Below are 15,142 nucleotides of genomic sequence, written 5' to 3' on the forward strand. Positions count from 1 at the left end.
AGATCGATTCATTTCCGTTTCAGGCGGAGGCTTTCCGCGGGGCGGGAGGTGAGCCCCTTTGATGCTTGAGCATCTGCTTGGTCTCACCCTTCCCGCTTTATCCCGCTGGAGTCCCGCCTTCCACTGCAATGAACCTATTCTTTTTTACGTAGTTATAAACAAGAGGGCTTGTCACAAGGAGAACGTCTTTTCAGTCTTGTGAATTACTGTATGGAATGAATTGAAATAGCTTGTGAAATCATGATTTTCAACCTATGTACGTATTTACTTCTGCTTTTGCATTCTAATAAGACCGGCTCATTTCCGTTTCAGGCGGAGGCTTTCCGCGGGGCGGGAGGTGAGCCCCTTTGCTGCTTGCGCATCTGCATGGTCTCACCCTTCCCGCTTTATCCCGCTGGAGTCCCCGCCTTCCACTGCAATGAACCTATTCTTTTTAATCGTTGCCTCGCAGGAAAATAAGCTAAAAAAAGAATGTTCCATGATAAGTCATGAGAACATTCTTTAGTAATTTTTTATTTAGAGGTTGAGGTTTGAGAAACGGTTACGCCTGTTGGAACTTCGTGATGGTGACGGCAGCGGGGTTCATAGGCTTCAGATGCTCCTACTAAGATAACTGGATCATCGTAGCCTGCAGGACGTCCTTCGATCAGCCGCTGCGTTCTGCTTGCAGGGGATCCGCAAACGGCACATACTGCCTGCAGTTTCGTAACCTGCTCTGCCAGCGCCATAATATGCGGTACCGGACCAAATGGCTCCCCTTTAAAATCCTGGTCGAGACCAGCTGCTACGACGCGGTAGCCCTGATCAGCCAGCTGTGTGATCACATCAATAATGCCGTGGTCGAAAAACTGCACTTCATCGATGGCTATTAAATCCGCCTTCGTTGTGACCTGGCCCAGTATGTCAGAGGAATCTTCAACCGGTACTGCAATAACTGAGGCTCCATTATGCGATACAATCGCTTCTTCACTATACCGGTCATCCAGCTTCGGTTTAAAAACCATAATATGCTGTCTCGCAAACTGCGCTCTCCGTACCCGGCGAATTAATTCCTCCGACTTTCCTGAAAACATACTGCCGCAAATAACCTCAACCCAACCCGTCTGTTTCATTACATACACCAGAAACTCAGCTCCTTTCTTGCCTTTGCTCTTGCTTTATCATACTAAAGGGACCAGACCCCTTTAATGGTTTAAATCATTGCTTCCCACACATCTTCAGTTAAAAGATCTATGTATAAAAGAAAAGAATGAGCTCCATGCTTTTTGCCGTGCAGGAGTCATTCGCTTGTTGTCCGTTCAATTGTCTGCTAATCATTTTACGGGTTTGAGTTCGGAGCCGCAAGAGGGATTTTAGACCCAATTCGACGAAATTATTCATTATTCTCCCCAAATTGACCGTAAAAAAACAGGCAAGAAGTTTCTTGCCTGTTCTGATATTACTGTTGCTTAAGACCGTATTTTTTGTTGAAGCGATCAACACGGCCATCGGCTGCTGCGAACTTCTGACGGCCTGTGTAGAATGGGTGACACTCTGCACATACCTCAACACGAATGTCTTCTTTCACAGAACCAGTTTCAAATTCGTTACCGCAAGTACATGATACCTTTGCGAGTTTGTAATTTGGATGAATTCCTGCTCTCATCTCTTTCATCTCCTTCCGCCCTGAACCATCTGGAACAGAGTAAGTACTTACTATACTACCATGTAGTCATGCGCTGTACAAGCACAATGCTTACATTATATCAGGGGTGATTAGGTTAATCAATACATGTTATTTATTTCTTGATGAACCGTTGGACTGGTGCGTTTTCATTTCCTCTGTAAGGTTTTCAAAGAATTCCTCGTTTGTTTTTGATTGGCGTAATTTACGCAGGAAACGTTCTCCAAAATCATGTGAATCAGACATTGCGCGGCGAATCGTCCACAGCTTGTCCAAATGGCCAGAAGGTACAAGTAGTTCCTCTTTCCGCGTTCCGCTTCGTCGAATATCGATTGCCGGGAATATACGGCGTTCAGCCAGGTTGCGGTCGAGGTGAAGCTCCATGTTGCCTGTTCCTTTGAACTCCTCGTAAATGACTTCATCCATACGGGAGCCCGTGTCCACAAGAGCTGTGGCAAGGATCGTCAAGCTGCCGCCTTCTTCAATATTCCGGGCAGCACCAAAGAACCGCTTCGGACGATGGAAAGCTGCAGGGTCAATACCGCCTGACAGTGTACGGCCGCTTGGCGGGATAACAAGATTGTACGCACGTGCAAGACGGGTAATGCTGTCCATCAGGATGATTACGTCACGCTTGTGTTCCACTAAACGCATCGCACGTTCAAGTACAAGCTCTGCTACTTTAATGTGATTTTCAGGAACTTCATCAAAAGTGGAGCTCACCACATCCGCATCAACAGAACGCTCGATGTCTGTTACTTCCTCCGGACGTTCATCAATCAGAAGAACGATTAATTCCGCCTCGGGATGGTTGGTTGTAATCGAGTTGGCTATTTCTTTTAAAAGCATCGTTTTTCCGGCTTTTGGCGGTGCAACAATAAGTCCTCGCTGACCAAACCCAACAGGAGACACTAAATCCATAATTCGTGTAGAAAAGGCTTTAGGCTGCGTTTCAAGCATGATTTTACGGTCAGGATAAAGAGGTGTTAGAGCTGGGAAATGAACACGTTCCTTTGCTGTTTCCGGATCATCTCCATTTACAGCTTCTACATGAAGCAAACCGAAATAGCGTTCATTTTCTTTTGGCGGACGTACTTTCCCAGAGACTTTGTCGCCATTTCTTAGATCAAATCGGCGAATCTGTGAAGCTGAGATATAAATATCCTCTGAGCTCGGAGAATAATTAATCGGGCGAAGGAAACCAAAGCCTTCTGATTGAATGATTTCGAGCACGCCTTCCATGAAAAAGAAGCCTTCCTGCTCTGCACGGGATTTTAATATTGAAAAGATTAATTCTTTTTTTGTCAGTTTACTATAGTAGGACACTCGATACTCTTTCGCTAATTCATATAACTCTTTTAGCTTCATATTATCAAGTGACGACATTTTTAATTCTTCCATAAGGACACCACACTTTTTAAATTTTCAGTTCTCTAGCCATACGTTCTGCAGGTTTGGTAGTAAATAAGGGTAAGGGCGTGTTGCTAGAAGAAAAGAGGTTGAATGATTAAAACGTTGAATAAAACATGAAGATTATTTAAGCCATATCTATTCTACCTGTTATTAGGCAGACAAGCAATCAATATTATAAAAAGAAAAGAGCCTCGATTGTAAAGAAGGCTACAAGTCCGAAGCTCTGGGCTGCTTAAAAAGATGCACTGTTTCTTACGATTATAAATAGGATACCACATTGTTTGCCATTTTGACGGTTAAGCGGTCCCTTAAACAAGGTTCCCTTCTCTATTTATGATTTCATTACAAGATTCGGTTTCTTATTTAAGCTGTGATTCCCTTCAATAAAGCGTACTGTTCCTGATCTGGCACGCATAACAAGAGAATGGGTTTCGCCGTATGTCGCTTTAAACTGAACGCCTTTAAGAAGCTCTCCATCTGTCACGCCTGTTGCAGCAAAAATGGCATCGTCCCCGCGAACCAGGTCCTCCATAAGCAGTACTTTGTTGACATCAATATTCATGGCACGGCACCGCTCGGCTTCTTCTTCACTCTGCGGAAGCAGCCTGCCCTGGATTTCTCCACCGAGGCATTTGAGCCCGACAGCTGCTATGACGCCTTCAGGTGCGCCTCCTGAGCCAAAAAGAATATCTACACCTGTCGCATCAAATGCTGTGTTAATGGCGCCTGCCACATCTCCATCACCGATCAATTTAATTCTTGCTCCGGCACTTCGGAGTTCTTCTATAATTCCAGCATGGCGTTCCCGATTTAAAATCGTTGCCACCACATCTTCAATATTTTTGTTTTTTGCTTTTGCGACTGCCTTAAGATTGTCCAATACAGACGCATTAATATCAATTTGTCCAACTGCTTCAGGGCCGACAGCAATCTTATCCATGTACATATCCGGTGCATTCAGCAGGTGGCCATGATCAGCTACAGCTAAAACAGCAATGGCATTCCAGCCGCCTGATGCAACTATATTTGTGCCTTCGAGCGGGTCCACTGCGACGTCGACTCTCGGACCGTATCCGGTGCCGAGCTTTTCGCCAATGTAAAGCATCGGCGCTTCGTCCATTTCCCCTTCACCGATTACAACCGTTCCTTTCATTGGAATCGTATCGAATACATCTCTCATGGCAGTGGTCGCTGCATCATCTGCTTCAATTTTTAATCCGCGCCCCATCCATCTTGCAGATGCAAGGGCCGCCGCTTCAGTCACACGAACAAGCTCCATTGATAAACTGCGTTCCATCTTCCCATCCCCCTTGAACTAGTTCTCGGGGATTAGTATAACACATTAGACCTTTAATGTGTCATACTTTTTAAGCTATTGATTGTTAACTTGCTCAAGCTCTTCTTCTGTCATAGCTTCCCGCCAGATCACTGCGCCAAGTCCGGTCAGCTTTTCAATCAGATCACTGTAGCCTCTGTCGATATGCTCTAGCCCCGTTACTTCCGTAATGCCTTCAGCCATCAGTCCTGCGATGACAAGAGCCGCACCTGCCCGAAGGTCTGATGCTTTGACACGGGTTCCTTGCAGTTTTGATGGTCCATATACAATGGCAGAGCTTCCTTCTGTTTTAATGTTCGCATTCATTCTTCTTAATTCGTCAATATGTTTAAAGCGCGCAGAATAGATCGTATCGGTTACTAATGCCGTTCCTTCCGCTCGTGTAAGAAGAGAAGTCATAGGCTGCTGAAGATCCGTCGGAAATCCTGGATAAACAAGTGTTTTAATATCTACTGAGCGCAGCTTGTCTGCCTTCCCAATATAGATGTCTTCATCACTTTCTTCGATCGGCACACCCATTTCACGAAGCTTGGCCGTCAGGGATTCCATATGAAGAGGGATCACATTTTCAACAGTCAGCCCGCCTCCGGCTGCAGCTCCCAGTATCATATATGTACCTGCTTCAATCCGGTCTGGAATAATGGTGTGTCTTGTTCCCGACAGCGATTCAACGCCGTCAATCCGAATGACATTTGTACCTGCTCCTTTGATTTTTGCACCCATATTATTTAACAGGGTTGCTACATCAATGATTTCAGGTTCTTTTGCTGCATTCTCGATAACCGTCTGCCCGGTAGCCCTTACAGCTGCAAGCATAATATTGATCGTGGCACCTACACTTACGACATCCAAGTAAATACGTGCGCCTTTTAATTCATCTGCTCTAAGGTAGATGGCACCCTGCTCATTCGTGACTGTTGCGCCAAGCGCTTCAAACCCTTTAATATGCTGATCAATCGGACGCGGCCCAAGGTGGCAGCCTCCGGGAAGTCCAATGGCCGCTTTTTTAAAGCGTCCAAGCATCGCTCCCATCATGTAGTAGGACGCCCGGAGTTTTTTTACGCGGCCGCTTGGCAGCGGCATCGCGACCATTCCTTCAGGGTTTACATGCATTTCTCCATTGTCAACGGTCACTTCTCCTCCAATTTCCTCGAGCAGCTCCTTTAGCGTCTGAACATCAGAAATGTCTGGAAGCCCTTCTATAACTGTTGGTGAATCAGCCAATATTGTTGCAGGAATTAGCGCTACTGCACTATTTTTAGCACCGCTTACTTTGATTCTGCCAGTTAAAGGGTGGCCCCCTTCAATCTTTAGTTTTTCCATCGTAAAGCTCCTTCCCCTGTTCCATTAAGAGCTTTGAACATGCGATTGTGACTTTCAAAGCGTTCTTAATCACACACGCGAGTCAAAGATGACTTTTACGTTAGTGTGTGCACTCTTCTTTCTAATCATGTGAAAGAAATAAGCAAACAGGTAAAAAATTTATTTCTGTTTGTTCCAATCATTCAAAAACGCTTCTATTCCTGAATCTGTTAATGGATGATTAAATAATTGTTTTAATACTTTTATAGGACACGTAGCAATATGAGCGCCGTTCAGCGCTGCCTGGGTTACATGTTGAGGATGACGAATCGATGCGGCGATGATTTCCGTATCAATACCATGAATCGCAAAAATATCAGCTATGGTATTGATCAGCTGCATGCCGTCATGACCGATATCGTCCAGTCTTCCAAGGAAAGGAGAAACATATGAAGCACCTGCACGAGCTGCCATTAATGCCTGGTTAGCATTGAAAATGAGCGTGACATTGGTTTTGATGCCTTTTTTTGCAAAGGCTGCAGTCGCTTTTAAGCCGTCAGGTGTCATGGGGACTTTAACCGTAATATTTGGGGCAATTTGAGCAAGCCTTGTTCCTTCTTCGATCATGCCTTCTGCTTCAAGCGAGATCACTTCTGCACTGACTGAGCCTTCCACAAGCTCGGTGATTTCCTTCAGGCGGTCGTGAAATGAAATATTTTCTTTTGCTACCAGCGATGGATTCGTTGTGACCCCCGACACAATTCCCCAGCTGTGTGCTTCTGTAATTTCGTTCATATTTGCTGTATCGATAAAAAATTTCATTTTACTCCATCTCCCCTTGTTGTTCTGCGTAGTTCAAATTTTCAAAATACAACATGTATAGGAAAAGCTGACCCTGTGAAAAAACCAGTTCTAATTGAAAAGGCATGGTGCGTCCATGCTTGTCCTTTATCCTTAGTACCTGGTTCCATTCCCAGTGCCAGCTTTATTTCTCAGAATCGCTGGTATCATCGATCTCCTTTTAAGGGAAGAGATCGTCAGCTGAACTGATTTGTTATGCACAAATCTTTATGCTTGATTTGCAGAACCAAATTCACGCATTTTTCCTGCAACGGTCGTTTTGATTGCTTCACGAGCAGGTCCAAGATATTTACGAGGATCATATACTTCAGAATCATTTGCAAGCACTTCACGCACTGCTTTTGTAGAAGCTAGCTGGTTTTCAGTGTTTACGTTGATTTTTGCTGTACCGTAAGAGATCGCTTTTTGGATATCCTTAGTTGGAATTCCTGTACCTCCGTGAAGAACGATCGGAACTTGTGCTTCGCGTCCGATTTGTTCCATTTCAACGAATCCAAGATTTGGTTCGCCTTTGTAAGGGCCGTGAACAGAACCAAGTGCCGGAGCCAATGTGTCGATTCCAGTACGTTCTACAAGCTCTTTACATTCCAATGGATCAGCATAAATTACGCCGTCTGCAATGACATCGTCTTCCTGTCCGCCGACTACTCCAAGCTCAGCTTCAACGGAAACGCCTTTAGAGTGAGCGTACTCAACCACTTTAGAAGTGATTTCGATGTTTTCTTCAAATGGGCCGTGAGACGCATCAATCATTACAGAAGTAAAGCCTGCATCGATCGCTTCTTTACATTTTTCGAAGCTTGAACCGTGGTCCAAATGAATGGCCACAGGAACAGTGATGTTTAAGTCTTCTAAAAGACCTTCAACCATTTTTACAACTGTTTTAAAACCGCTCATATAACGTGCTGCACCTTCAGAAACCCCTAGAATTACCGGTGATTGTTCTTCTTGTGCTGCTTGAAGAATCGCTTGAGTGTACTCAAGATTATTCAGGTTAAATTGTCCTACAGCGTATCCTTTTTCTTTCGCTGTATTCAACATGTCAGTCATTGATACTAATGGCATAATCGAAACTCCTCCTTGAAATATGTGTTTTAGCACACGCTGCTGCACGAAATAGTTCATGCACCAAGCAACTATTTTCCATAGTATCATACCAAAAGAAACATCATTTGACTACGCATGAGCCTCATCTGGTAAAAGAAACACAATTCGGGATATTCCTACTTATCATCCTGTATGCTGAAGGTATTTCTTAACAAGCTGTCGAATGTCCTCTATGTCAAATGGCTTCGCAATATGCGTAAGCGCTCCCAAATCCTTCGCTTCCTGGATCATATCCAATTCCCCGTAAGCCGTCATGATGACCACTTTAATGTCCTCACGCTGTTTTTTCATTCTTTTCAGGATTTCTATTCCATCCATGCCTGGAATCTTCATATCGAGGAGCACAAGATCTGGGTCCTCATTCAATAAAGAAAGTGCTTCGTAGCCGTTTGCTGCCTGAAACGTTTTATATCCCTCTTTATTCAGCACTTCGTTTAATAAAATGCGAATGCCGAACTGATCATCAACGATTAATATTTTTTCCTCCACGATTCCCACCCCTTCAAACAGTTTGTCCCTTTACTATGTATCGGTATATTTTCATTTTCACCCCGTATTATGGTACATTCTACAAATAATGTACAGTTCCTTCTTTGGTGGCGGAATTAGGACAGAAACCTTATTACATATTTCGACAAAAACGGTGGAGGGGATTACTTTTATGTTAAAAATGTTTACCACTCAACTCTCGGGTCTATTCTCCCGGCTGCAAGGAAAAGAAGAATGGATGATGGAGGACGCTGCACGTCTTCTTGCTCAGGCTGCTGTGGGTGAAGGAACGATTTATATTAAGGGTTTTGAGGAAATGAAGGGTGTTACAGAGGAAGCGCTGAACGGAGAAGAACCGATGGCATGCGCACTCGAACTCCAAAATGTTGATGATTTAGACGGCGCCGACCGAGTGCTGATTGTCACCAGACGTTCAACAGATGAGGATGCCATTGCACTTGCCAGAAAGCTTTTGGATAAACAGATTCCATTCACGGTCATCTCAGGGACGGTAAAAGAAGCGGAGGAAGATTTGACCACTTTAGCTGATGTCCACTTGAATACTCAGCTTGTGAAGGGCATGCTTCCTGATGAAAGCGGAAATCGATTTGGCTTCCCTTCTTTAGTTGCTGCTTTGTATTTATATCATGGTCTTAAATTTTCTCTTGATGAGATGATTGCTGAAAACGAATAACGCAAAAAGCTGCAACGCTATAATAAAAAACGGACAAGCGGCGATGTAAGCTGCTTGTCCGTTTTGTTTCTTATTCACTTTGTAGGGTTGCTTTAACAAAGTCCCTGAACAACGGCTGCGGACGCGTTGGACGGGAAGTAAATTCAGGGTGGAACTGGCAGGCTACAAACCAAGGATGATTTGCAAGTTCAACAATTTCCACTAAGCGGCCATCCGGGCTTGTTCCTGAGAATAAAAATCCTTCTTTTTCCATTTGTTCACGGTACTGATTATTGAATTCGAAACGATGGCGGTGGCGTTCGTACACAACTTCTGAGCTGTATGCTTCACGCGCTTTTGTTCCGCCATTCAGTTTACATGGATAAAGACCGAGACGAAGTGTTCCGCCAAGATCCTCGATGTCTTTTTGCTCAGGAAGCAAATCAATGATCGGGAATGGAGTGACTGGATTGATTTCTGCTGAATGGGCGCTTTCAAGTCCTAATACATTTCGCGCAAATTCGACAGAGGCCAGCTGCATGCCGAGACAGATCCCGAAAAATGGCATTTTTGTTTCACGTGCAAAGCGGATGGCTTCCATTTTCCCTTCAATTCCCCGGTCACCAAATCCGCCAGGTACCAAAATACCATCCACATCACTTAACTCTTGTGCAATGTTTTCAGCATTCAGCAATTCAGAATTCAGCCATTTAATTTCTACATCCACATCAAACTGATAGCCTGCATGCTTCAGGGATTCAACAACTGAAATATACGCATCCTGAAGTTCAACGTATTTTCCTACAAGGGCAATTCTTGTTTTACCTGAAAGATTACGGACTCGATTTACAAGCTCGTTCCACTCTGTCATTTCAGGCTCGCGCACATCAAGCTTCAGATGCTCGCATACAATGCTGTCCATTCTTTGAGCCTGCAGTGCAAGCGGCACCGCGTATAAGGTATCGGCGTCAGCTGCTTCAATAACGGATGCTTCATCAATGTCACAGAATAGAGCGATTTTATCTTTCATATCTTGAGATATCGGCATTTCCGTCCGCACAACAATGATATTTGGCTGAATTCCAAGGCTGCGCAGCTCTTTTACACTGTGCTGAGTCGGCTTGGTTTTCATTTCTCCTGCTGCCTTAATATAAGGAACAAGCGTACAGTGAATATACATGACATTCTCACGGCCGACGTCACTTTTGATCTGCCTGATCGCTTCAAGGAATGGAAGCGACTCGATGTCTCCAACGGTTCCGCCAATTTCAGTGATCACGATATCTGCATTTGTTTCACGGCCCGCACGGTAAACGCGTTCCTTCAGTTCATTGGTAATATGAGGAATAACCTGCACTGTTCCTCCAAGGTAATCGCCGCGGCGCTCTTTTTTCAGCACGGTGGAATAGATTTTCCCAGTTGTAACGTTGCTGTATTTGTTCAAATTGATATCAATAAAACGCTCATAATGGCCTAAGTCCAAATCCGTTTCTGCACCATCATCTGTTACAAATACTTCACCGTGCTGGTATGGACTCATCGTTCCCGGGTCCACGTTAATGTATGGGTCGAATTTTTGAATCGTTACATTTAACCCTCTGTTTTTTAATAGTCGTCCAAGTGATGCAGCTGTAATCCCTTTTCCAAGTGACGAAACTACGCCGCCTGTCACGAAAATATACTTTGTCATGCTTTTTCTCCTTTCGATGATGCCTGTATAATTTAAAATAGGCTTTAACGCCTCAAAATAAAGGTGGGAGTTCAATCCATATTAACGAATAATGACCCGATCCACTTGCAATCGAGTCCTTTATAAAAACAAAAAGCGCCCCTCCTACGTTTAAAAACGCAAGGGAGCGCGAATATCTGCGATTGTTCCTTTTTCAAGGAGCCCAAATAAAATACTACCACCAATCGAAAAATAGTCAAGGATAAAATAAGCCCTTGTCGAAAACAGGCGAATATAGCATTTTTCCCATTTTTTAGAGAATCAGTGCTAGAATGCCGGCCTTTTCTATAACCCCAATTGAAAAAAGCAGAAGAGCCATTCTGCGCTTCTGCTGGATAAAATATTACTTTATTTCGTCGTCTTCTTCTTCTTCATCATCGTCTTCGTCTTCGTCCTCATCAAGATCAAAGTCGTCGTCTTCGATCAATTCTTCATCGAAATCTTCATCTTCATCTTCATCAAGGTCATCCACATCCTCGACGTCATCATCGAGCTCGTCATATACAAGATCTTCTTCTTCATCGTCCAGGTCATCGAAATCAAGATCTTCGTCTGCAAGTTTTTTCTTTTTAGACTTGGATTTTAATTTTTTCTTCGTCTGGATTTCACTTGTTACATGCTCATCTTCTACCTGATCAAGCGGGTACCATGTACGAAGCCCCCACTGGTCTTCACCGATTGAAATAAACCGGCCGTCCATGTTGAGGTCTGTGTAAAATTGAACCATGTGTGATTTTACATTTTTATCAGTTAAGCCGAGAAGCTTCTTCCACTCCGTTAACATTTCCTTGAACGACATCGTCGCATGACGATCGACCAAAAGGTAATGTGAAACTTCTATAAAAGAATACTCGCGGACTTCTTCTTTTGAAAGATTCTTAAGTTCCATTCCCTGCAACTCCTTTTTATCAAATAGACACGTATACTTCCCTTATCAGTAAAGTCTTTATTCCTCTTTGAAAGCATATTACCCATTATAACCAAAGTACCAGCTAAAATGCCATACCTACCCTTTTAATTTCTCAATTAGTCGCTCGACGAATTTCGATACTTATCTTTTTTCATTTCTAAATAAGCCATATAATAGAGCGCGAGAGATAAAATCAGAAGAGGGATCGCTCCCAGCATCCGGCTGTAGAGTGTAAAGGTGATGACGATCATGAGGATTAACGTTCCATAGTAGATGAGTGTTTTCGCCATCGGGGTCACATCCTTTTCGGCCAGGTTTTAGTTCCCTTCATTATAACCGAAATAAAAACACCTGACGCAGGATTTCACCTTTCGTCAGGTAATTTACGAAGTTTTTACATATTTCGACGGTATTGTCCGCCTACTTCATAGAGTGCATGTGTAATTTGTCCAAGACTTGCCACTTTTACTGTTTCCATTAGTTCAGCGAAAAGATTGCCTCCTGCCACCGCAGTTTCCTTCAGCCGTTCCAATGCCTGATTCGTATTTTCACCGTGAGCATCCTGAAACGCTCTGAGATGTGTGATCTGGCTTTCTTTTTCATCCTTGGTTGCACGTGCAAGCTCCATGCTGTCCATGTCTTCTTCAGAAGGCGGGTTCGGATTTAAATACGTATTTACACCGACAATCGGCAATTCCCCTGTATGTTTTTTCATTTCATAAAACATGGATTCTTCTTGGATTTTACCCCGCTGATACTGTGTTTCCATGGCACCAAGGACGCCCCCGCGGTCGTTGATGCGCTCAAATTCCTGCAGCACCATTTCTTCGACTAAATCAGTGAGCTCTTCCACGATAAAGGAGCCTTGCAGCGGATTTTCATTTTTGCTTAAGCCGTGCTCTTTCGTAATAATCATTTGAATCGCCATTGCCCGCCGCACAGATTCCTCTGTCGGGGTTGTAATGGCTTCATCATATGCATTGGTATGAAGTGAATTACAGTTGTCCTGCAGGGCCATGAGCGCCTGAAGTGTCGTGCGGATATCATTAAAATCAATTTCCTGTGCATGCAGAGAGCGGCCCGAGGTCTGAATATGATATTTCAGTTTCTGGCTGCGCTCGTTTGCTCCATATTTGTCTCTCATGACGGTCGACCAGATTCGGCGGGCGACTCTTCCAATCACCGTATATTCAGGATCAAGTCCATTGGAGAAAAAGAAGGAAAGATTCGGCGCAAATGCATTAATGTCCATTCCGCGGCTTAAATAATATTCCACATACGTAAATCCGTTAGCAAGAGTAAAAGCCAGCTGTGAAACAGGGTTCGCACCGGCTTCTGCGATGTGATAGCCGGAAATGGATACAGAGTAGTAGTTGCGCACTTTATGATCAATAAAATACTGCTGAATATCCCCCATCATACGCAGCGCGAACTCGGTTGAAAAAATGCAGGTGTTCTGCCCTTGATCTTCCTTTAGAATATCTGCCTGCACGGTTCCCCGGACCACCTGAAGGGTTGCTTCGCGTACCGTTGTAAATTCCTCCATCGTTAACGTACGCTCTAGTTCCTCTTCTTTTTTCTTAACCTGCTGATCAATCGCAGCATTCATAAACATGGCCAGAATGATTGGTGCCGGTCCATTTATCGTCATCGACACGGACGTGCTCGGTGCACAAAGATCAAAGCCTGCGTATAATTTTTTCATGTCGTCAAGCGTACAAATACTAACGCCTGATTCCCCGACTTTCCCATAAATATCAGGGCGGTGATCTGGATCCTCTCCGTAAAGCGTTACAGAGTCAAATGCTGTACTCAGTCTTTTCGCATCATCGTCTTTTGACAAATAATGAAAACGGCGATTCGTCCGCTCTGGAGTTCCTTCACCGGCAAATTGACGCTTCGGGTCCTCTCCCTTTCGTTTAAATGGAAAGACGCCGGCTGTATACGGGAATGAACCCGGGACATTTTCTTTATACACCCATTTTAAAATTTCTCCGTAATCTTCGTATTTAGGAAGGGCAACTTTAGGAATGGACAAACCTGATAAGCTTTTTGTCTTCAGTATCGTCACGAGTTCTTTTTCCCGCACCGTTGTAGTGAATTTTTCCTTGGCATATAATTCTTTTTGATTTTGCCAGCCTTCAAGGACTTTTTTAGATTCCTTTGAAAGCTGCTCCCACGTTGTTCTACTCAAAGTTTCAAGCGGCTCTGTCGTTTGTTGTGTTCCACTCTGTTCCTTTAATGCGTTAATGGCACCTTCAAGTTGAAAAAAACGGCGGGCAAGGTTTGCTTGATTTTCAGCGTTTTGATGATAGCGACGGACCGTTTCAGCTATTTCGCGCAAATAATAGCGACGATTATTTGGAATAATGACATTTTGCTTTTCAACCTCTGCATCGGTGGAAAAAGCCGTAGTCCAGCTGCTTGACGTCTTTTCGCTGATCGTGTGAATGAGCGCAGCAAAGAGAGCGTTGGTACCCGCATCATTAAATTGGGAGGCGATCGTTCCATACACAGGCATGTCATCCAAGTCACGATCAAACAGCATATGGCTACGCTGATATTGCTTTTGAACCTGACGCCTCGCATCCTCAGAACCCTTGCGTTCGTATTTATTGATGACGATCAGGTCTGCGTAATCGATCATATCTATTTTCTCAAGCTGCGATGGCGCTCCAAATTCACTTGTCATTACATACATTGAGACATCGGCTATTTCTGCTATTTCTGCATCACCCTGGCCAATCCCGCTTGTTTCCACAATAATTAAATCAAACTGAGCTGCTTTCACAACGGAAATAGCGTCACGAATCGCAAGTGAAAGCTCACTTTTTGATCCACGTGTTGCAAGGCTTCTCATGAAAACGCGGTCTGAAAAAATAGCATTCATACGGATCCGGTCTCCAAGAAGCGCCCCGCCTGTTTTTTGCTTGGTCGGATCGATGGACAGGATCGCTACTTTTTTGTCCGGTATCTCGTTAATAAAACGACGGATCAGTTCGTCTGTCAGTGAGCTTTTTCCTGCTCCGCCTGTTCCTGTGATTCCAATTACAGGAGCTGGTTGTTCAATCGTTTTTACCTCATTCATTATGGTTTGCCATTGTTCTTTTTGTTCAGTGTCCTGCATGCGGTATTCAGCGAGTGAAATAAATTGGGATACCACAGGCGGTTTTCCTGTTTTCAATTGTTTCAGCTGGTCTGTCATGTCCGCGCTGACAGTGGAAAAATCACATTCCTCAAGCATTTGATTAATCATGCCCTGCAATCCGTGCTGACGGCCGTCCTCAGGTGAAAAGATGCGAGCAATCCCATAGTCATGAAGTTCTTTTATTTCGCGCGGGATGATTACACCACCCCCACCCCCATACAAACGGATATGGGGTGCGCCGCGTTCTTTCAGCAGGTCAAACATATATTTGAAATACTCAACATGTCCTCCTTGATAGGAAGAAATCGCGATTCCCTGCACATCTTCCTGAATCGCTGCATTTACTACTTCTTCCACTGATCGATTATGGCCCAGATGAATCACTTCTGCACCGCTTGACTGTAGTATTCTGCGCATAATATTAATCGACGCGTCATGCCCGTCAAATAAACTTGATGCTGTCACAAAACGAACTGGATTCACCGGTTTGTAAATAACAGGTTCTTTCATT

General features: G+C 44.1%; 13 protein-coding genes. 1 reads left to right on the plus strand and 12 read right to left on the minus strand.

The features are described 5' to 3' along the window. Positions 1 to 512: 512 nt before the first annotated feature. The 8 genes from KR50_RS00005 to KR50_RS00040 all read right to left on the minus strand — a co-directional run bounded on the left by KR50_RS00005 (position 513) and on the right by KR50_RS00040 (position 8,174). Entirely contained in the window at positions 513 to 1,121 is a 609-nt protein-coding gene (locus KR50_RS00005) for a thymidine kinase (protein WP_041053328.1), read from the minus strand. 317 nt (positions 1,122 to 1,438) lie between these two features. Further along, entirely contained in the window at positions 1,439 to 1,645 is a 207-nt protein-coding gene (gene rpmE / locus KR50_RS00010; protein ID WP_041053330.1) for a 50S ribosomal protein L31, read from the minus strand. Between the two features lie 129 nt (positions 1,646 to 1,774). Beyond that, entirely contained in the window at positions 1,775 to 3,064 is a 1,290-nt protein-coding gene (gene rho, locus KR50_RS00015; RefSeq protein WP_041053332.1) for a transcription termination factor Rho, read from the minus strand. A 343-nt stretch (positions 3,065 to 3,407) separates the two neighbouring features. Beyond that, the gene (gene glpX / locus KR50_RS00020; RefSeq protein WP_041053334.1) at positions 3,408 to 4,373 is read right to left on the minus strand and encodes a class II fructose-bisphosphatase; all 966 of its coding nucleotides are present in this window, start codon (positions 4,371 to 4,373) and stop codon (positions 3,408 to 3,410) included. Between the two features lie 75 nt (positions 4,374 to 4,448). Next, positions 4,449 to 5,735, minus strand: a complete 1,287-nt coding sequence (locus tag KR50_RS00025; protein WP_041053335.1) for a UDP-N-acetylglucosamine 1-carboxyvinyltransferase — start codon at positions 5,733 to 5,735, stop codon at positions 4,449 to 4,451. A gap of 159 nt (positions 5,736 to 5,894) precedes the next feature. Next, complete coding sequence (gene fsa, locus KR50_RS00030; RefSeq protein ID WP_041053336.1) at positions 5,895 to 6,536, minus strand: fructose-6-phosphate aldolase; 642 nt, start codon at positions 6,534 to 6,536, stop codon at positions 5,895 to 5,897. Between the two features lie 246 nt (positions 6,537 to 6,782). Beyond that, the gene (locus KR50_RS00035) at positions 6,783 to 7,640 is read right to left on the minus strand and encodes a class II fructose-bisphosphate aldolase (RefSeq protein WP_041053339.1); all 858 of its coding nucleotides are present in this window, start codon (positions 7,638 to 7,640) and stop codon (positions 6,783 to 6,785) included. Between the two features lie 165 nt (positions 7,641 to 7,805). Next, positions 7,806 to 8,174, minus strand: a complete 369-nt coding sequence (locus tag KR50_RS00040) for a response regulator (RefSeq protein WP_156969441.1) — start codon at positions 8,172 to 8,174, stop codon at positions 7,806 to 7,808. 169 nt (positions 8,175 to 8,343) lie between these two features. On the opposite strand from KR50_RS00040, the gene KR50_RS00045 reads away from it, so the two are divergent. After that, positions 8,344 to 8,865 (plus strand): DUF2529 domain-containing protein, encoded by a 522-nt coding sequence (locus KR50_RS00045; RefSeq protein WP_041053345.1) that lies wholly within the window; start codon positions 8,344 to 8,346, stop codon positions 8,863 to 8,865. A 70-nt stretch (positions 8,866 to 8,935) separates the two neighbouring features. Here the strand turns inward: KR50_RS00045 and KR50_RS00050 are convergent, their stop codons facing one another. The 4 genes from KR50_RS00050 to icmF form a co-directional block, all read right to left on the minus strand. Further along, the gene (locus KR50_RS00050) at positions 8,936 to 10,534 is read right to left on the minus strand and encodes a CTP synthase (RefSeq protein WP_041053348.1); all 1,599 of its coding nucleotides are present in this window, start codon (positions 10,532 to 10,534) and stop codon (positions 8,936 to 8,938) included. 382 nt (positions 10,535 to 10,916) lie between these two features. Beyond that, entirely contained in the window at positions 10,917 to 11,462 is a 546-nt protein-coding gene (gene rpoE / locus KR50_RS00055; RefSeq protein ID WP_041053351.1) for a DNA-directed RNA polymerase subunit delta, read from the minus strand. A gap of 137 nt (positions 11,463 to 11,599) precedes the next feature. After that, complete coding sequence (locus KR50_RS18615) at positions 11,600 to 11,773, minus strand: hypothetical protein (RefSeq protein ID WP_198134214.1); 174 nt, start codon at positions 11,771 to 11,773, stop codon at positions 11,600 to 11,602. A gap of 104 nt (positions 11,774 to 11,877) precedes the next feature. Then, positions 11,878 to 15,141, minus strand: coding sequence for a fused isobutyryl-CoA mutase/GTPase IcmF (gene icmF / locus KR50_RS00060; RefSeq protein WP_041054381.1), 3,264 nt, complete (start codon positions 15,139 to 15,141; stop codon positions 11,878 to 11,880). Position 15,142 lies beyond the last annotated feature (1 nt).

This window comes from Jeotgalibacillus campisalis, assembly GCF_000829515.1.
In the GTDB taxonomy this organism is placed as follows: Bacteria; Bacillota; Bacilli; order Bacillales; family Jeotgalibacillaceae; genus Jeotgalibacillus; species Jeotgalibacillus campisalis.